This window comes from Bacillus sp. FSL R5-0576, assembly GCF_038004765.1.
Classification (GTDB): Bacteria; Bacillota; Bacilli; order Bacillales; family Bacillaceae; genus Bacillus; species Bacillus subtilis.
The window spans coordinates 3,245,138-3,262,894 of the sequence record NZ_JBBORU010000001.1 but is presented as its reverse complement, the minus strand read 5'-3'; the positions used below and the strand labels follow the sequence as shown (position 1 = coordinate 3,262,894).

The 17,757-nt window shown below is 45.3% G+C and carries 17 protein-coding genes; 12 read left to right on the top strand and 5 right to left on the bottom strand.

Going from position 1 to position 17,757, the window contains the following annotated elements; all coding sequences use genetic code 11:
* Nucleotides 1-9 precede the first annotated feature (9 nt).
* Nucleotides 10-1,560: a 2,6-beta-fructan 6-levanbiohydrolase gene (gene levB, locus NX903_RS16800; RefSeq protein WP_086344352.1), complete on the bottom strand. Its 1,551-nt coding sequence runs from the start codon at nt 1,558-1,560 to the stop codon at nt 10-12.
* Between the two features lie 73 nt (nt 1,561-1,633).
* Nucleotides 1,634-3,055, bottom strand: coding sequence for a levansucrase (gene sacB, locus NX903_RS16795; RefSeq protein ID WP_086344351.1), 1,422 nt, complete (start codon nt 3,053-3,055; stop codon nt 1,634-1,636).
* 679 nt (nt 3,056-3,734) lie between these two features.
* Between sacB and NX903_RS16790 the strand changes: the two genes are divergently transcribed.
* The 5 genes from NX903_RS16790 to padC all read left to right on the top strand — a co-directional run bounded on the left by NX903_RS16790 (nt 3,735) and on the right by padC (nt 7,583).
* Complete coding sequence (locus NX903_RS16790) at nt 3,735-4,286, top strand: C1q-like domain-containing protein (protein WP_029946010.1); 552 nt, start codon at nt 3,735-3,737, stop codon at nt 4,284-4,286.
* Between the two features lie 148 nt (nt 4,287-4,434).
* Nucleotides 4,435-5,790, top strand: coding sequence for a serine hydrolase (locus tag NX903_RS16785; protein WP_086344350.1), 1,356 nt, complete (start codon nt 4,435-4,437; stop codon nt 5,788-5,790).
* A 15-nt stretch (nt 5,791-5,805) separates the two neighbouring features.
* On the top strand, nt 5,806-6,489 hold the full coding sequence (gene racX / locus NX903_RS16780) for a broad specificity amino-acid racemase RacX (protein ID WP_086344349.1): 684 nt from the start codon (nt 5,806-5,808) through the stop codon (nt 6,487-6,489).
* Nucleotides 6,490-6,619: 130 nt separating this feature from the next.
* Nucleotides 6,620-7,075, top strand: a complete 456-nt coding sequence (locus tag NX903_RS16775) for a DUF3237 domain-containing protein (protein WP_033883464.1) — start codon at nt 6,620-6,622, stop codon at nt 7,073-7,075.
* A gap of 22 nt (nt 7,076-7,097) precedes the next feature.
* Complete coding sequence (padC, locus tag NX903_RS16770) at nt 7,098-7,583, top strand: phenolic acid decarboxylase (RefSeq protein WP_003228238.1); 486 nt, start codon at nt 7,098-7,100, stop codon at nt 7,581-7,583.
* Between the two features lie 26 nt (nt 7,584-7,609).
* Here the strand turns inward: padC and NX903_RS16765 are convergent, their stop codons facing one another.
* The 3 genes from NX903_RS16765 to slrR all read right to left on the bottom strand — a co-directional run bounded on the left by NX903_RS16765 (nt 7,610) and on the right by slrR (nt 9,806).
* Complete coding sequence (locus NX903_RS16765) at nt 7,610-7,807, bottom strand: hypothetical protein (protein ID WP_086344348.1); 198 nt, start codon at nt 7,805-7,807, stop codon at nt 7,610-7,612.
* Nucleotides 7,804-9,273, bottom strand: a complete 1,470-nt coding sequence (pnbA, locus tag NX903_RS16760) for a para-nitrobenzyl esterase (RefSeq protein WP_086344347.1) — start codon at nt 9,271-9,273, stop codon at nt 7,804-7,806. The genes NX903_RS16765 and pnbA overlap by 4 nt, the downstream gene beginning before the upstream one ends.
* A 74-nt stretch (nt 9,274-9,347) precedes the next feature.
* Nucleotides 9,348-9,806 carry an HTH-type transcriptional regulator SlrR gene (slrR, locus tag NX903_RS16755; RefSeq protein ID WP_003228245.1) on the bottom strand — a complete coding sequence of 153 codons (459 nt, stop codon included), beginning with the start codon at nt 9,804-9,806 and terminating at the stop codon, nt 9,348-9,350.
* Nucleotides 9,807-10,051: 245 nt separating this feature from the next.
* Here slrR and NX903_RS16750 point away from each other — a divergent pair, with 245 nt between their 5' ends.
* From NX903_RS16750 to epsG, 7 genes are all read left to right on the top strand, one after another.
* On the top strand, nt 10,052-10,756 hold the full coding sequence (locus NX903_RS16750; protein ID WP_003228247.1) for a YveK family protein: 705 nt from the start codon (nt 10,052-10,054) through the stop codon (nt 10,754-10,756).
* Between the two features lie 5 nt (nt 10,757-10,761).
* Nucleotides 10,762-11,445, top strand: a complete 684-nt coding sequence (gene epsB / locus NX903_RS16745) for a protein tyrosine kinase EpsB (protein ID WP_077671047.1) — start codon at nt 10,762-10,764, stop codon at nt 11,443-11,445.
* Between the two features lie 234 nt (nt 11,446-11,679).
* A complete protein-coding gene (locus tag NX903_RS16740) occupies nt 11,680-13,500 on the top strand; it encodes a polysaccharide biosynthesis protein (protein WP_172401337.1) in 1,821 nt (606 codons plus the stop codon).
* Nucleotides 13,501-13,511: 11 nt separating this feature from the next.
* Nucleotides 13,512-14,657 carry a glycosyltransferase family 4 protein gene (locus NX903_RS16735; RefSeq protein WP_086344346.1) on the top strand — a complete coding sequence of 382 codons (1,146 nt, stop codon included), beginning with the start codon at nt 13,512-13,514 and terminating at the stop codon, nt 14,655-14,657.
* On the top strand, nt 14,654-15,490 hold the full coding sequence (gene epsE / locus NX903_RS16730) for a glycosyltransferase EpsE (RefSeq protein ID WP_024573441.1): 837 nt from the start codon (nt 14,654-14,656) through the stop codon (nt 15,488-15,490). The genes NX903_RS16735 and epsE overlap by 4 nt, the downstream gene beginning before the upstream one ends.
* Nucleotides 15,483-16,637, top strand: a complete 1,155-nt coding sequence (locus NX903_RS16725) for a glycosyltransferase family 1 protein (protein WP_024573440.1) — start codon at nt 15,483-15,485, stop codon at nt 16,635-16,637. Before epsE ends, NX903_RS16725 begins: the two co-directional genes overlap by 8 nt.
* Nucleotides 16,634-17,737, top strand: a complete 1,104-nt coding sequence (epsG, locus tag NX903_RS16720; protein WP_015714749.1) for a biofilm exopolysaccharide biosynthesis protein EpsG — start codon at nt 16,634-16,636, stop codon at nt 17,735-17,737. Before NX903_RS16725 ends, epsG begins: the two co-directional genes overlap by 4 nt.
* The last annotated feature ends 20 nt before the right edge of the window (nt 17,738-17,757 follow it).

Genomic DNA, 17,757 nt, shown 5'->3' with positions numbered 1-17,757 from the left:
CCCCTGTTTTTATTCATGAATCGAATCAAAGTGTTTCACGGTGATATTTTTGAAGGAGGCTGTGCCGCCATCAGAAAAAAGGGTAATGCCTTTATCTTCAGGCTTTGGGAAGACTTCATTTGAAAAAACGGTTTTCCCGTCGCCTACAAATACTTCTATCGTTGTTTTATCGACAAGTATTTTCAAATGCACCTTATGTTTGCTTACATCGTAAGGTGCTTTGCTTTCGACAAAGGTATTGCTTTTGTCAGGCTGATTTGTGGCTGCTCTATTGACATAAGCATAGCCGCCTTCAGCGAAAATACCGACATCAATATGGCGTTTTTGGTCTTCTGATTCTCTGAGCCTGACGCCTGCATTCTTAAGCTCTGACCAAGAAAGATCCGTATCAAGCTGGTACGTATCACCTGTTATCGACAGTGTTTTTGATCCGTTCACATCCTGATCCTCTATTTCGTCAGTTGAAACAGTCAGCTGCTCCAAAGCTTCAATCGGCTGTGAGAAGAGGCTGTATGTTCCATCCTGCTCCTTCAGCCGGAGTTCGCGTATGACAGAATCTGTGCCGTTAAAGCCGTTCTTCATTGTCGGGGTGTTGTTGGCATAATCCCAATTGTTCATCCAGGCAAGCGCGTACCGCTTTTCTAATGGATCTGTGCTTTTGCTGTCTTCGAACGTCACACCGCCATACCAGTCGAAGCCATAGTCAAGCCATTGGGCTTCAGTCTGATCCGCTTTGAATTCTTTTCCGTCGAAGCTTCCGGTCCAGTAGGCGTACGTATTTGGTTTGCCCCACGGTTTGCCGTTCGCGCTGGCACCGAGAACCCACTTATTCGTTCCGTCGCTTGCCCGCATCATGTAGAGGTCGGGACATTCCACCATTCCCGTCTGTTCTGGGAAGAATCCGCTTGTGTAATGCCAGTCCTTAAGATTATCGGATTCATAAAAGCCGATTTTTGATCCTTCAGCCATGACCATGACCCATTTGTTATCTTGGTCATCCCATATGACTTTCGGATCTCTGAAATCGTCTGTACCCGGATTAGGCATAACGGGGTTGCCACTGTAGAATTTGAATGATTTTCCTTTGTCTGTGCTGTACCACAAATATTGCTCCTGTTTTTTGTCTTTGGCTGAGGGCTGTGTCACAATCGCGACAAGCGCATTTTTCCCGAAGCCGGCTGTGTTCTCTTTATCCACCACGACGGAACCGGTCCAAATATCACCGTCCGGGTTTGTATATTTCGGAATCGCCACGCCTTCATCGGTCCAGTGCACCAAATCGTCTGAGACGGCATGGCGCCATTCTGTGCCGTTGCCTTTTGGATAATCCCGGTTATATAGATAGAAATAATGATACTTGCCATCAAAATAGATCGGTTTTTGAGGGTCATTTTTCCATTTATCCGGCGTCGTAAAATGATATGCCGCCCGGTAGTCCGGCTTCTGTTTTGATTTTGTTTTTTGGTCATGTCCTTCTTTTGGAAATAAGTCGATAAACAGCAATATTCCTAAAAAGGTTAGGAATACGGTTAGCCATTTGCCTGCTTTTATATAGTTCATATGGGATTCACCTTTATGTTGATAAGAAATAAAAGAAAATGCCAATAGGATATCGGCATTTTCTTTTGCGTTTTTATTTGTTAACTGTTAATTGTCCTTGTTCAAGGATGCTGTCTTTGACAACAGATGTTTTCTTGCCTTTGATGTTCAGCAGGAAGCTTGGCGCAAACGTTGATTGTTTGTCTGCGTAGAATCCTCTGTTTGTCATATAGCTTGTAATCACGACATTGTTTCCTTTCGCTTGAGGTACAGCGAAGTGTGAGTAAGTAAAGGTTACATCGTTAGGATCAAGATCCATTTTTAACACAAGGCCAGTTTTGTTCAGCGGCTTGTATGGGCCAGTTAAAGAATTAGAAACATAGCCAAGCATGTAAATATCGTTAGACGTAATGCCGTCAATCGTCATTTTTGATCCGCGGGAGTCAGTGAACAGGTACCATTTGCCGTTCATTTTAAAGACGTTCGCGCGTTCAATTTCATCTGTTACTGTGTTAGATGCAATCAGCGGTTTCATCACTTTTTTCAGTGTGTAGTCATCATTTAGCTCGATCATGCCGAGTGCGCCGTTTGCTAATTCAGCAGTGCGCTTTTTATCACTTTGCAGAAGCTTTTGACTTTCTTGACGGAAGAATGATGTGCTTTTGCCATAGTATGCTTTGTTAAATAAAGATTCTTCGCCTTGGTAGCCATCTTCAGTTCCAGTGTTTGCTTCAAATACTAAGTATTTGTGGCCTTTATCTTCTACGTAGTGAGGATCTCTCAGCGTATGGTTGTCGCCTGAGCTGTAGTTGCCTTCATCGATGAACTGCTGTACATTTTGATACGTTTTGCCGTCGCCGTCAAAGATTGATTTATGATCCTCTACACCGTTGATGTTCAAAGAGCTGTCTGATGTTGATACGTTAACTTGTGCAGTTGTCAGTGTTTGTTTGCCGTAATGTTTACCGGAGAAATCAGTGTAGAATAAACGGATTTTTCCGTCAGATGTAAATGTGGCTGAACCTGACCATTCTTGCGTTTGGTCTTTTAGGATAGAATCATTTGCATCGAATTTGTCGCTGTCTTTAAAGACGCGGCCAGCGTTTTTCCAGCTGTCAATAGAAGTTTCGCCGACTTTTTGATAGAACATGTAAATCGATGTGTCATCCGCATTTTTAGGATCTCCGGCTAATGCAAAGACGATGTGGTAGCCGTGATAGTTTGCGACAGTGCCGTCAGCGTTTTGTAATGGCCAGCTGTCCCAAACGTCCAGGCCTTTTGCAGAAGAGATATTTTTAATTGTGGACGAATCGAATTCAGGCACTTGATATTTTTCATTTTTTTGCTGTTCAGGGATTTGCAGCATATCATGGCGTGTAATATGGGAAATGCCGTATGTTTCCTTATATGGCTTTTGGTTCGTTTCTTTCGCAAACGCTTGAGTTGCGCCTCCTGCCAGCAGTGCGGTAGTAAAGGTTAATACTGTTGCTTGTTTTGCAAACTTTTTGATGTTCATCGTTCATGTCTCCTTTTTTATGTACTGTGTTAGCGGTCTGCTTCTTCCAGCCCTCCTGTTTGAAGATGGCAAGTTAGTTACGCACAATAAAAAAAGACCTAAAATATGTAAGGGGTGACGCCAAAGTATACACTTTGCCCTTTACACATTTTAGGTCTTGCCTGCTTTATCAGTAACAAACCCGCTCGATTTACTTTTCGACCTCATTCTATTAGACTCTCGTTTGGATTGCAACTGGTCTATTTTCCTCTTTTGTTTGATAGAAAATCATAAAAGGATTTGCATACTACGGGCCTAAAGAACTAAAAAATCTATCTGTTTCTTTTCATTCTCTGTATTTGTTATAGTTTCTGTTGCATGGGCATAAAGTTGCCTTTTTAATCACAATTCAGAAAATATCATAATATCTCATTTCACTAAATAATAGTGAAAGACAGGTATATGTGATGTTTTAAAAAGGATCTCTAACTGAGGTCTTTCATATAAGATCGTCTGATGCCTTGATGAAGCATGCCTCTTGGATCAAAAGCAGTAATCTGTTTTGGAACATGCTGCTGTGATTTCTATTTTTGAATACAGTCGGGCAGATACCGTTTCAATGTCTGTAACGATTAATATAATAATGTATTAACTAGCAAACAAATGATAGAAGCGTAAGGCTTATAAGGAGGAAAAAGTTATGCAGCCCCGGCCAACTAAATGGATTAAGAGGAACGATCGACCGGAACCTCTTTTATCACCAAGTGTCACAAATGGAAATACCCCATCAGCTCAACAAAACCAGTCCTTCGCACCAATGACGAACCAGCCTATTTCTGCTTTCAGAGCCACCAGCAATATGAATCTGTCAGTTGCTGCAAATGCAGCCAGCGGAGTTCTTTTTCAAAATGTCCAATTTGATTTGGCGAATGAATATAACCCCGGCACATCTACATTTTCCCCGAGAACAGCAGGCGTGTATTCTCTTAATGCATCAGTTGAATTTCAAGCGAATGCGAATGTTGGCTTCAACTTAGAAGTCGTATTTCTCGTGAATCAAGATGTGGTAGGCGGCGGAAATAACCAATTTCAAGCAGGGAATCTCCCCGCTGTCGTAGCCATTACGGAAATTCTTCAGTTAAACGCCGGAGATACGGTGACAGTTGCAATGAGGAGTACTGCCGCAGGAGTCATTCAAGCGACTACGAGAACCCATTTTGCAGCCGCTAGAGTTCCTTCTCCGACTTCATAAAAGAGGATTTTTTGATTCATGCAGATCTAATACCGCTATATTAAAGTTGATTTTTCCTATTTGAGGATTAATCAGCTTTTTTTATTGTTTTCAAAATATTTGAAACGTTAGTAGGTTAGTTACGTACAGAGATATGGGAGGTGGAGGAATGAAGCAGAATAAAAGAAAGCATCTTCAGGCATTATTTGAGACATTAGGCGAAAAACATCAGTTTAACGGGACGGTTCTGGCTGCGGAGGGTGGCAATATTTTATATCATCACTCTTTTGGCTATGCGGAAATGACGGAAAAACGCCCGTTGAAAACCAACTCTTTGTTTGAGTTAGCGTCTTTGTCAAAGCCTTTTACAGCATTGGGAATCATCTTGCTGGAGGAGAAGGGGATTCTTGGCTATGAAGATAAAGTGGATCGCTGGCTGCCCGGTTTTCCGTATCAGGGCGTAACGATTCGGCATTTATTGAACCATACGTCAGGGCTTCCTGATTATATGGGATGGTTTTTTGCCAATTGGGATTCACACAAGATTGCGGTGAATCAGGATATTGTCGATATGCTGATGAATGAGGGGCTATCTGGTTATTTTGAGCCGAATGAAGGCTGGCTGTACAGCAATACGGGGTATGTGCTGCTGGCGGTTATCATTGAAAAAGCATCTGGCATGAGCTATGCGGATTTTATGAAAACAAGTATTTTTTCACCGGCCGGCATGAATGAAACAAGAGTGTATAACAGGAGGCTTTCGCCTGAGCGAATTGATCATTATGCATATGGATATGTGTATGATGTACATTCCGAAACATACGTCCTCCCTGATGAGCTAGAGGAAACGAACTATGTTGTGTATCTCGATGGCATACAGGGAGATGGGACGGTGAACTCTGTCACAAGCGATTTGTTTCGATTTGATCAGGCTTTATATCAGGACGATTTAATCAGCAAGGCTTCTAAGGAATCTGCGTTTTCTCCAGTGCGCCTCAACAATGGAGAAACAATTGATTATGGCTTTGGCTGGGTACTGCAAAACAGTCCTGAAAAAGGGCGGGTTGTCAGCCACAGCGGAGGATGGCCCGGCTATTCGACGATGATGATCCGATATATCGATCATCGTAAAACGCTGATCTATTTGAGTAATAAGGAAGAGGATACTGAATATGAACAAGCGATTCTGAAGGCGGCGGAACATATTCTATTTGGCCAGCCATATGAGGTCCCGGAACGTCCTGCTGATAAAAAGAAAAAAGCAATTGATACGGCTATATACAGCCGCTATGTTGGCAGCTACCTGTTGCAGGATGGGACGGCTGCACAGGTGACAGCCGAGAATGAACGGCTTTATTTGGAGATCACCGGGCAGCTGAGACTGGAGTTATTTCCTTCCTCGGAAACCCGTTTCTTTCTGCGATCACTGTCTGTTGAAATTGAATTCATGTTAGGTGAGGATGCTGCGAAAAGCTTTATCCTCTATGAGGATGGCTCAGAGGAAGAAGCGGTCCGTACGAATTAGAAAGGAATGAATTTGATGATCGGAATATTAGCCGGAATGGGGCCGAAATCGACCTCGCCGTTTATTGATAAGGTGATTGATTACTGTCAGAAGCTGTATGGGGCTTCAAACGATATTGACTACCCGCACATGATGATCTATTCATGCCCGACGCCCTTCTATGCAGATCGTCCAATTGACCATGACGAGATGAAAAAAGCGATTATCGACGGAGCGGTAAAGCTCGAGAAAACAGGAGTGGATTTCATTGCGCTGCCTTGTAATACGGCGCATGTCTACTATGAAGAGATTCAGCAGGCATTGTCGGTTCCTATGTTGCATATCGTTGAGGAAACGATAAAAGAGATTCCGCATCCTGCAAAAAAAGCGGTGGTTTTAGGAACAGAGCCAACCATCCAATCCGCCATCTACCAAAAAGTTCTGAAGGCAAATGGACAAGAAGTTGTTCACAAGGACCATTGGCAGCAGGCTGTGAACCAGCTTATCGCCGCAATCAAACAGCCTAATCATATGGAGCATACACAAGCATTGTGGCAGACGCTATATGAAGAAATCAGTCAGCATGCAGACATCATCATTTCAGCCTGCACGGATTTAAATGCGGTGTTAGATCATATTCAAAGTGAGATTCCGATTATAGATTCCTCGGCCTGTCTTGCAAAAAGCACTGTCAGCACATATCTTCCATATCAAAGCTAGCTTCAGACAAGGACTGTCTTCAAACAGTCCTTGTTTTTTTATGTTCCTATTGTTTGACAGTTAACTGCAATAGTGTTAAATTAAACATGTAAATAGTTACATGATTTTTTCTGAAGGTGAGGTGGTTCTCGTGAAGAAGCCGGTTTTAAAACCATTCGCCTCTTTAGAAATCAAGGTTGATCCGCCTATCACGATTGGTGAGACAGGCCTGGGACTGAGACGATTCATTCCGATTCGTTCGGGAACAATAACCGGGGAAGTAAAGGGACGTATTTTGCCGAGCGGTGCCGATTCGCAAATGATTCGCGCTGACGGCAGAACCGATTTATCTGCCAGGTATGTGATCGAAACAGCAGATCATGAACTGATTTACATTGAAAACAATGGAATACGGCAAGTCAGCGAGCCGTTTCGAAAACAAGCGGCAGCCGGGGAAATCATTGATCCGGAGCATGTTTATTTTCGTACGGTACCGACGTTTGAAACAGGCAGTGAAGCCTATCAATGGCTCCATGACCGCTTGTTTATCGGTTCCGCAGAAAGAACCCCTGATTACGTTCGACTAGACATTTATGAAGTGCAGTAAAAGACTAAGGAGAGTGTGAAAAATGGAAAACTTTATCGGAAGCCACATGATTTATACGTATGAAAACGGCTGGGAATACGAGATTTATATTAAAAACGACCATACAATTGATTATAGAATTCATAGCGGAATGGTTGCCGGACGCTGGGTTCGGGATCAGGAAGTGAATATTGTCAAACTGACAGAAGGCGTATATAAAGTGTCTTGGACAGAGCCGACTGGCACGGATGTTTCATTAAACTTTATGCCAAATGAAAAACGCATGCACGGCATTATTTTCTTCCCGAAATGGGTGCATGAACATCCTGAAATTACGGTTTGCTACCAAAATGACCACATTGATTTGATGGAAGAATCCCGCGAAAAATATGAAACGTATCCAAAATACGTTGTACCTGAATTTGCGGAAATTACATTTCTGAAAAATGAAGGAGTCGACAACGAAGAAGTGATTTCGAAGGCTCCTTATGAGGGAATGACAGACGATATTCGCGCGGGAAGATTATAATAAACATAAAAACCCGGAAAAGAGAATTACTTCTCTTTTCCGGGTTTTCTTTTTGCTGAGTATGCGGGAACCATCACAATTCCCGTGAAAAACAGTATGATGCCAGTCCAGCGCATAGGCTGGTAATAGACTGTGTCCCGTAAACATACCACGGCCGATAAAATAATGATACAAGCTGCCACAACAATGGCAGCACCAATGTATCCTGTTTTCCCCTTGTTTATTCTCCTTTTGGAGGGAATAGTTTCTGCCTTTTTTCAGATTCGGGATCGTTTTCGATCGTAATCTCTGAATCTAAAATCAGCGTCTCTCTTGTTTCTTCCTGATACGCCGGCCAATTCACAGCTTCGGTGCTTGGGTTTCCTGTTTTGGCGAATGTGATCCATGCTGATTGTATCGAGTGAGAAAGCTGTTTCACCTCATCCGTAACCTCCGCGTTTGCCATTCGTTCTAATCCGTCAAGATTTCCAAAGACAAAAGGAAGCTCTAATGCGTGAAACGCTTTATTGTACGGCGGTTTCTCCGGATGCCAATCGAACCGGTACATCCAGACAGGGGCGTAATGGGACTGTGCGGATGCATAGGCGACGGCAGGGCGCCAAAATAATAAATCAGTCATCATATGAATTTGGCTTTCCAGAGAACGCGGATACAAATCGGCAGCTTTCTCTGCCAGCGGCTTCCCTAGTAAATACTCGAGCGCTGCATCAAGCGTTTCCTGAGAATGAACGTCTGAATCCGGGGTGAAAAATAAATATCCTTCATCACGGGTTGTTCCGATTAATAGCGGAATGCCGGAAGCAGCCCCTTCTGCGATCGCTTTTTCTGGTTCAGCAGGGAGCGTTTTCGGATCAAGGGCGGGCTGGAAGAACAGCTGAAAGATATTTTCTTTTTCTGCAATCCGAAGCTGATCAGCCGCTTTTAGCAAATCTTCCGCAGAAACCGTATGCAATTTATCCAGCTGGCTCTCATTAATTCCAAGGACTTGTAAAAAGGCAGCCGCAGTGCTTGCCGCTTGTTCTTTTGTCATTGTTCGGGAAGCGCCGCTTTCCATGATCGCTTTCTGGAACAGGCCTTTTGCCGCAGGCATAGCAAGCAGCGCGGCAATGCTCATGCCGCCGGCGGATTCTCCAAATACTGTTACGTTATCGGGATCACCGCCAAACGCTGAGATATTCTCTCGCACCCATTTCAGTGCGGCGGCTTGGTCTAAAAGCCCAAGGTTATCGGAATACGCCTCATTAAATGAAGACAAGTGCAAAAAGCCAAACGGCCCCAGCCGATAGTTCAGTGTAACGACAATGACCTCTCCCTGCGCCGCAAGTTTTGATCCGTCATACAATGGCTCACTGCCCGCGCCGAGATAAAAAGCGCCTCCGTGAATCCAAACCATGACAGGCAGGTTTTGGCTTGGAGTGTCAGGCGCAAATACATTGACAAACAAGCAATCCTCGGACTGGCGGGGCAGCTCAGTATACGACAGTGACAGCAAATCAGACGGCTGCGGGCAAATAGGGCCGTACGCTGTGGCATCAAGGACATCTTCCCACACTTCAGGCGGCTCAGGTGCTTTAAAACGCCATTGTCCGACAGGCGGCTTGGCATAGGGGATTCCTTTCCACTTATGTACGCCGTTTTCCGTTGTGCCCTTTACTTTGCCGTATTGAGTCGTTACTATTTGATGAGTCATCGTGTTCTCTCCCTTTTTCCCCCATTATAAACAGATTTACCCTACAGATGCGAACGTTAGCCCTTAACCGATCATCATCTTCCCATTGTTTTTAAAAAGGATTTGACTTCATGGACAGTCAAGCCGATTTCTCTTGCTTCCGCCATCAGCGCTTTCCATTCTTCTATATTGGATTCCGTCAGTTTGCGGTTGCGGTAAGAGGCAGTTTCAGGCTGTTCTTTCTTTAGCCTGTTCGTAAAAGTGAACAATTCTTCCTTTTCCATCCCGGCTTGTACGGCTTGCACTAAATGGACGCGCCATTCTTCTTCACCGCCGCTGATTTTTTCATACATCATTGTTTCTGCGTCAAATAATTCTGTTAATTCAACTTCCAGTGTGGCAGAAACTTTTTTTAAAAATTGAACGGACGGATTCGTGTGAACGCCTCTTTCAATCTTGCTTAAATAGGATTTGGATACGCCTGACTCAACAGCCAGCTGATTAATAGAATAGCCTTTTCTTTTACGGTACAAACGGATAATTCTTCCAATCATAATATGAAATTCTCCTCTATTCCTGTCGTTATTTCGTTCATTATAAGGAATTTTTCGTTCTTTATAAAATTTAAAATAATAAGGGAAGTGCAGTAAATTAGAGGAAAATCACGTTTTTGTTCTCTAAAGAGAACTTATTGGCTTATTTTGCAATTTTTAAATAATAACGTTTTCTTTTATAATCCAATCATTAACAGAAAGGGGCGCGGGAAGCCAGCCGCGGGAAGGCTGAAGGCTATGAATACATGAATGAGAATATGAGTTTCAAAGAATTATATGCGATTGTCAGACACAGATTCGTGCTGATTCTGCTCATCACAATCGGCGTCACCCTTATTATGGGTTTTGTGCAATTTAAGGTCATTTCACCGACCTACCAGGCGTCGACACAGGTGCTGGTTCATGAATCAGACGGTGAAGAAAACTCGAATCTCAGTGACATCCAGCGAAATCTTCAGTATAGCAGCACGTTCCAATCGATTATGAAAAGCACTGCCTTGATGGAAGAAGTTAAGGCGGAATTGCACCTATCTGAATCGGCTTCCTCGCTGAAAGGAAAAGTGGTTACCAGCAGTGAAAATGAATCAGAAATAATCAACGTTGCCGTTCAGGATCACGATCCGGCGAAAGCAGCTGAGATTGCGAACACGTTAGTGAACAAGTTTGAAAAAGAAGTAGATGAAAGAATGAATGTACAAGGCGTACATATATTATCAGAGGCGAAGGCTTCGGAAAGCCCGATGATCAAGCCGGCCAGGCTGCGAAATATGGTCATGGCTTTTGGCGCTGCTGTCATGGGCGGCATTACACTGGCATTTTTTCTGCATTTTCTCGATGATACTTGCAAAAGCGCACGGCAGCTCAGCGAGAGAACCGGATTGCCATGCTTAGGCTCCGTTCCTGATGTCCACAAAGGGCGGAATCGCGGGATAAAACATTTCGGGGAGTGAAGCGAGTGATCTTTAGAAAAAAGAAAGCAAGGCGAGGTTTGGCTCAAATATCTGTTTTACACAATAAATCAGTTGTTGCGGAACAATATCGCACCATTCGGACAAACATTGAGTTCTCATCTGTCCAGACCAACTTGCGATCTATCCTCGTCACCTCCTCTGTGCCTGGTGAAGGTAAATCGTTCAGTGCAGCGAATCTTGCGGCTGTCTTTGCGCAGCAGCAGGAAAAGAAAGTACTGCTGGTGGATGCCGATTTAAGAAAGCCGACCATCAATCAGACGTTTCAGGTTGATAATGTAACCGGGCTGACAAATGTGCTGGTCGGCAATGCTTCACTCAGTAAGACGGTGCAAAAGACGCCGATCGATAACTTATATGTACTGACAAGCGGGCCGACCCCGCCAAATCCGGCAGAACTGCTGTCTTCAAAAGCAATGGGAGACTTAATATCTGAGATCTATGAACAATTCAGCCTCGTCATCTTTGATTCCCCTCCGCTTTTGGCTGTTGCAGATGCTCAGATTCTAGCAAATCAAACAGACGGCAGCGTGCTCGTCGTTTTAAGCGGAAAAACAAAAACCGATACCGTTCTGAAAGCAAAAGATGCACTGGAACAATCCAATGCGAAGCTGTTAGGCGCTCTTTTAAACAAAAAGAAAATGAAAAAATCGGAACACTATTCCTACTAGTTTTTGTAAAGGTGATGTCTCCTGACCTGTATCAATGGAGGCACTCGGCTCTGCTGTGGGCAGCTGAAGTTGCTGCCTTAGATGCTGGTCGTCGCTGGCGGGGCGTGAGGATGGGTTAAATGCCCACTTATCTGATATATACATAGGACGTATTGTCGGTTTAGCTGCTGCCGATTTTTTGGAGAGACGAAAACCGCCGCAGCTAAACCGATAAAAGAATTAGGGGGGAAAAGGTTGAGTTACCGGAGAAGACTGTCAATGATTATTGCGCTGGATACTTACCTCGTTTTAAATTCAGTTATTGCAGGATATCAATTTTTAAAAGATTCCTATCAATTTTATGACTCCGGAGCATTACTGCTTACCGCTGTCAGCTTGCTCCTCAGCTATCATGTGTGTGCTTTCCTGTTCAATCAGTATAAACAGGTATGGACATACACCGGACTCGGCGAGCTGATTGTCCTGCTTAAGGGCATTACGCTTTCCGCCGCTGTGACCGGTATCATTCAGTATGCTGTGTATCATACGATGTTCTTCCGTCTGTTAACCGCGTGCTGGGTGCTTCAGCTTTTGTCTATTGGAGGGACCCGTATTTTATCCAGAGTATTAAACGAAAGCATCAGGAAAAAACGCTGCGCCTCGTCCCGCGCGCTGATTATCGGGGCGGGCTCAGGTGGGACTCTGATGGTCAGGCAGCTGCTTTCGAAAGATGAACCTGATATCATACCTGTCGCTTTTATTGATGACGACCAAACGAAGCATAAATTAGAAATTATGGGACTGCCCGTAATCGGCGGAAAAGAAAGTATCATGCCTGCGGTGCAAAAGCTCAAAATTAATTATATTATTATTGCCATTCCTTCACTCCGCACCCATGAGCTTCAGGTGTTATATAAAGAATGTGTGCGAACAGGAGTAAGCATTAAAATTATGCCTCATTTTGATGAAATGCTGCTTGGCACACGAACTGCCGGACAAATCAGAGATGTAAAAGCTGAGGACTTGCTCGGCAGAAAGCCGGTAACCCTCGACACTAGCGAAATTTCGAACCGCATCAAAGGAAAAACAGTTCTCGTCACGGGAGCGGGCGGATCAATCGGCTCGGAAATCTGCCGTCAGATCAGCGCGTTTCAGCCTAAGGAAATTATTCTGCTCGGCCATGGGGAAAACAGCATTCATTCGATTTATACAGAGCTGAACGGACGATTCGGCAAACACATTGTGTTCCATACGGAAATCGCTGATGTGCAGGACCGCGATAAAATGTTTACCTTGATGAAAAAATACGAGCCGCATGTTGTCTATCATGCAGCTGCCCATAAGCATGTGCCTTTAATGGAACACAATCCTGAAGAGGCGGTCAAAAACAATATTATCGGAACAAAAAATGTCGCGGAAGCAGCCGATATGTCGGGAACAGAGACATTCGTGCTGATTTCATCGGACAAAGCGGTGAACCCAGCCAACGTAATGGGGGCGACAAAACGATTCGCAGAGATGATTATTATGAATCTTGGGAAAGTCAGCAGAACCAAATTTGTCGCTGTTCGCTTCGGCAATGTACTCGGGAGCCGCGGCAGCGTCATTCCGATTTTCAAAAAACAGATTGAAAAAGGCGGCCCGGTGACAGTAACACATCCGGCAATGACCCGCTATTTCATGACGATTCCCGAGGCATCAAGGCTTGTGATTCAGGCTGGGGCACTGGCGAAAGGGCGTCAGATTTTCGTTCTCGATATGGGAGAGCCCGTAAAGATTGTGGATCTTGCCAAAAACCTCATTCATTTGTCCGGCTACACGACTGAGCAGGTTCCGATCGAATTCACAGGCATTCGTCCGGGCGAAAAAATGTATGAAGAATTACTGAACAAAAATGAAGTCCACGCTGAACAAGTCTTTCCAAAAATTCATATCGGCAAAGCGGTAGACGGCGACTGGCCGGTGCTGATGCGCTTTATCGAGGATTTCACTGAACTGTCGGAAGCCGACCTGAGAGCGAGGCTGTTTGCGGCAATCAATACATCAGACAAAATGACGGCTGCCAGCGTTCATTAGGGGGAGTGAAAATGACGAAAAAGATATTGTTTTGCGCGACTGTTGATTATCATTTTAAGGCCTTTCACCTCCCTTATTTTAAATGGTTCAAGCAAATGGGCTGGGAGGTTCATGTCGCCGCGAACGGACAAACCAAGCTGCCGTATGTGGATGAGAAATTCTCCATCCCGATTCGCAGGTCACCTTTTAACCCTCAGAACCTGGCCGTTTATAGGCAGCTGAAGAAAGTGATCGACACCTATGAATACGATATTGTCCATTGCCATACACCGGTCGGCGGTGTTCTCGCCAGACTGGCGGCGAGGCAGGCACGGCGGTGCGGAACAAAGGTGCTGTACACAGCGCACGGATTTCACTTCTGCAAAGGAGCACCAATGAAAAATTGGTTTCTTTACTATCCGGTCGAGAAATGGCTTTCAGCATATACGGACTGCCTGATTACGATTAATGAAGAGGATTATAAACGGGCGAAAGGACTTCAAAGGCCGGGCGGAAGGACGCAGAAAATTCACGGCATTGGCGTCAATACCGAGCGTTTCCGGCCTGTCAGTCCGATAGAGCAGCAAAGACTCAGAGAAAAGCACGGATTCCGTGAAGATGATTTTATATTGGTTTATCCGGCTGAGCTCAATCTGAACAAAAACCAGAAGCTGTTAATTGAAGCCGCAGCCTTGCTAAAAGAAAAAATTCCCTCGCTTCGCCTTGTGTTTGCCGGGGAAGGGGCAATGGAACAAACGTATCAAACGTTGGCTGAAAAGCTTGGCGCTTCCGCCAATGTCTGTTTTTACGGCTTTTGCAGCGACATACATGAGCTGATTCAGCTTGCGGATATATCTGTCGCATCCAGCATTAGAGAGGGCCTCGGCATGAATGTGCTTGAGGGAATGGCGGCAGAAAAACCGGCGATCGCCACAGATAATCGCGGGCATCGGGAAATCATCCGCGACGGAGAAAACGGTTTTCTGATCAAAATCGGTGACAGTGCTGCTTTTGCCCGCCGGATTGAACAGCTTTACCATAAGCCGGAGCTCTGCCGAAAGCTGGGACAGGAAGGCCGAAAAACAGCCTTGCGCTTCTCGGAGGCGCGAACGGTGGAAGAAATGGCAGATATTTATTCCGCGTACATGGATATGGATACAAAGGAGAAAAGCGTATGAACTCAGGACCGAAAGTTTCTGTCATTATGGGCATTTATAATTGCGAACGCACTTTGGCAGAAAGCATAGAATCCATTCTCAGCCAATCCTATAAAAATTGGGAGCTGATTTTGTGCGATGATGCGTCAACAGACGGCACGCTCCGTATCGCGAAGCAGTATGCCGCTCATTACAGCGACCGCATCAAACTGATTCAAAACAAAACAAACAAGCGGCTTGCCGCATCATTAAATCATTGTCTTTCGCATGCGACAGGAGATTATATCGCACGTCAAGACGGAGATGATCTTTCGTTCCCGCGCCGCCTGGAAAAGCAGGTCGCGTTTTTAGAAAAGCACCGACACTATCAGGTGGTTGGCACCGGCATGCTTGTGTTTGATGAATTTGGCGTAAGAGGCACCCGCATTCTGCCTTCTGTTCCGGAGCCGGGCATCATGGCAAAAGGGACCCCATTTTGCCACGGCACGATTATGATGAGAGCGAGTTCCTACCGCACGCTGAAAGGCTATCGGTCGGTGCGGCGAACGAGACGAATGGAAGATATTGATTTGTGGCTTCGCTTTTTTGAAGAGGGCTTCAGGGGCTATAATCTTCAGGAAGCCTTGTATAAAGTGAGGGAAGACAGCGATGCATTCAAACGGCGGTCATTTACGTATTCAATCGACAATGCCATTCTTGTCTATCAGGCGTGCAGACGCTTGAAGCTTCCTTTATCTGATTACATATATATCGCAAAACCGTTAATCCGCGCGTTTATGCCTGCAGCCGTGATGAATCGCTACCACAAAAAAAGAGTGATGAACCAAAAGGAAGGGCTTGTCAAGCATGAATAGCAGCCAAAAGCGCGTGCTCCATGTTCTCAGCGGCATGAACAGGGGCGGCGCGGAAACCATGGTAATGAATTTATATCGGAAGATGGACAAAAGCAAAGTGCAATTTGACTTTTTAACGTATCGAAATGATCCGTGCGCTTATGATGAAGAGATTTTATCTTTAGGCGGGCGGCTTTTTTATGTCCCGAGCATTGGGCAAAGCAATCCCCTTACATTTGTGAGGAATGTGAGAAACGCGATAAAAGAAAACGGGCCGTTCAGCGCCGTTCATGCGCACACGGATTTCCAAACGGGCTTTATCGCCCTTGCGGCAAGGCTCGCCGGAGTGCCGGTCAGGGTATGCCATTCCCACAATACGTCTTGGAAGACCGGCTTCAATTGGAAGGATCGCTTGCAGCTGATGGTGTTCAGGCGGCTCATCTTGGCGAATGCGACAGCGCTGTGTGCCTGCGGAGAGGATGCGGGCAGGTTTTTATTTGGACAGTCCAATATGGAGCGGGAGCGTGTTCACCTTCTTCCGAATGGGATTGACCTTGAGTTGTTCGCCCCAAATGGGCAGGCGGCTGATGAAGAAAAAGCAGCACGCGGCATTGCAGCCGACCGGCTCATCATTGGCCATGTGGCCCGGTTTCATGAAGTGAAAAACCACGCGTTCCTGCTTAAACTTGCCGCACATCTCAAAGAAAGAGGCGTTCGCTTTCAGCTCGTTCTGGCGGGAGACGGGCCGTTGCGCGGGGAGATAGAGGAGGAGGCGCGGCAGCAGAATTTGCTTTCAGACGTCCTCTTTTTAGGCACGGAAGAACGGATCCATGAATTGATGCGCACATTTGATGTATTTGTCATGCCGTCTCTGTACGAAGGCTTGCCGGTTGTGCTTGTGGAAGCACAGGCGTCGGGGCTTCCATGCATCATTTCAGACAGCATTACAGAAAAAGTCGACGCCGGTCTCGGGCTTGTCACAAGATTAAGTCTTTCTGAGCCGATCAGCGTCTGGGCTGAAACCATTGCAAGGGCGGCCGCCGCAGGCAGGCCGAAGCGTGAGTTCATCAAAGAAACACTCGCTCAACTTGGCTACGATGCACAGCAAAATGTAGGAGCGCTGCTGAATGTATACAACATCAGCACGGAAAAGGACCATGACCGATGATTGTATATGCCGTCAATATGGGGATTGTATTTATTTGGTCTTGGTTCGCTAAAATGTGCGGCGGCCGTGACGATTCGCTTGCCACGGGGTATCGGCCGAATAAGCTTTTGATCTGGATTCCGCTCGCTTCACTTGTGCTCGTGTCAGGTCTCCGCTATCGAGTCGGCACGGATTTTCAGACGTACACGCTGCTGTACGAATTGGCGGGCGATTATCAAAATGTGTGGCAGATATTCGGTTTCGGCACTGCGAAAACAGCGACAGATCCGGGGTTTACCGCACTCCTTTGGCTGATGAATTTCATCACGGAAGATCCTCAAATCATGTATTTTACGGTGGCGGTCGTGACCTACAGCTTTATTATGAAGACACTCGCCGACTATGGCAGGCCGTTTGAGCTGAGTGTCTTTTTGTTTTTGGGAACCTTTCATTACTACGCGTCTTTTAACGGCATCAGGCAATATATGGTCGCAGCTGCTTTGTTTTGGGCGATCCGTTATATCATCAGCGGGAACTGGAAGCGATATTTCCTGATTGTGCTGGTCAGCTCTCTCTTTCATTCGTCGGCGCTGATTATGATTCCAGTGTACTTTATTGTCAGAAGAAAAGCCTGGTCACCGGCGATATTCGGCCTATCCGCTTTATTTCTCGGCATGACATTTTTATATCAAAAATTTATTTCTGTGTTTGTCGTTGTACTTGAAAACAGCTCATACAGCCATTATGAAAAATGGCTCATGACGAACACAAATGGAATGAATGTGATCAAAATCGCTGTGTTGGTTCTGCCGCTGTTCCTTGCATTTTGCTATAAAGAACGATTGCGGAGTCTGTGGCCGCAAATCGATATTGTAGTCAATTTGTGCCTGCTTGGTTTTTTGTTCGGCCTTTTGGCCACAAAGGACGTGATTTTTGCCAGATTCAATATTTATTTCGGTCTGTATCAAATGATCTTAGTCCCTTATTTTGTCAGGATATTTGATGAAAAATCGAACGCCCTTATCTATATCGCTATTGTTGTTTGTTATTTTCTTTACAGTTATTTGCTTATGCCGGTTGATTCATCCGTTCTGCCTTACAGAACGATTTTTTCCCGGTAATTTATGCAAGAGGAGCCGGT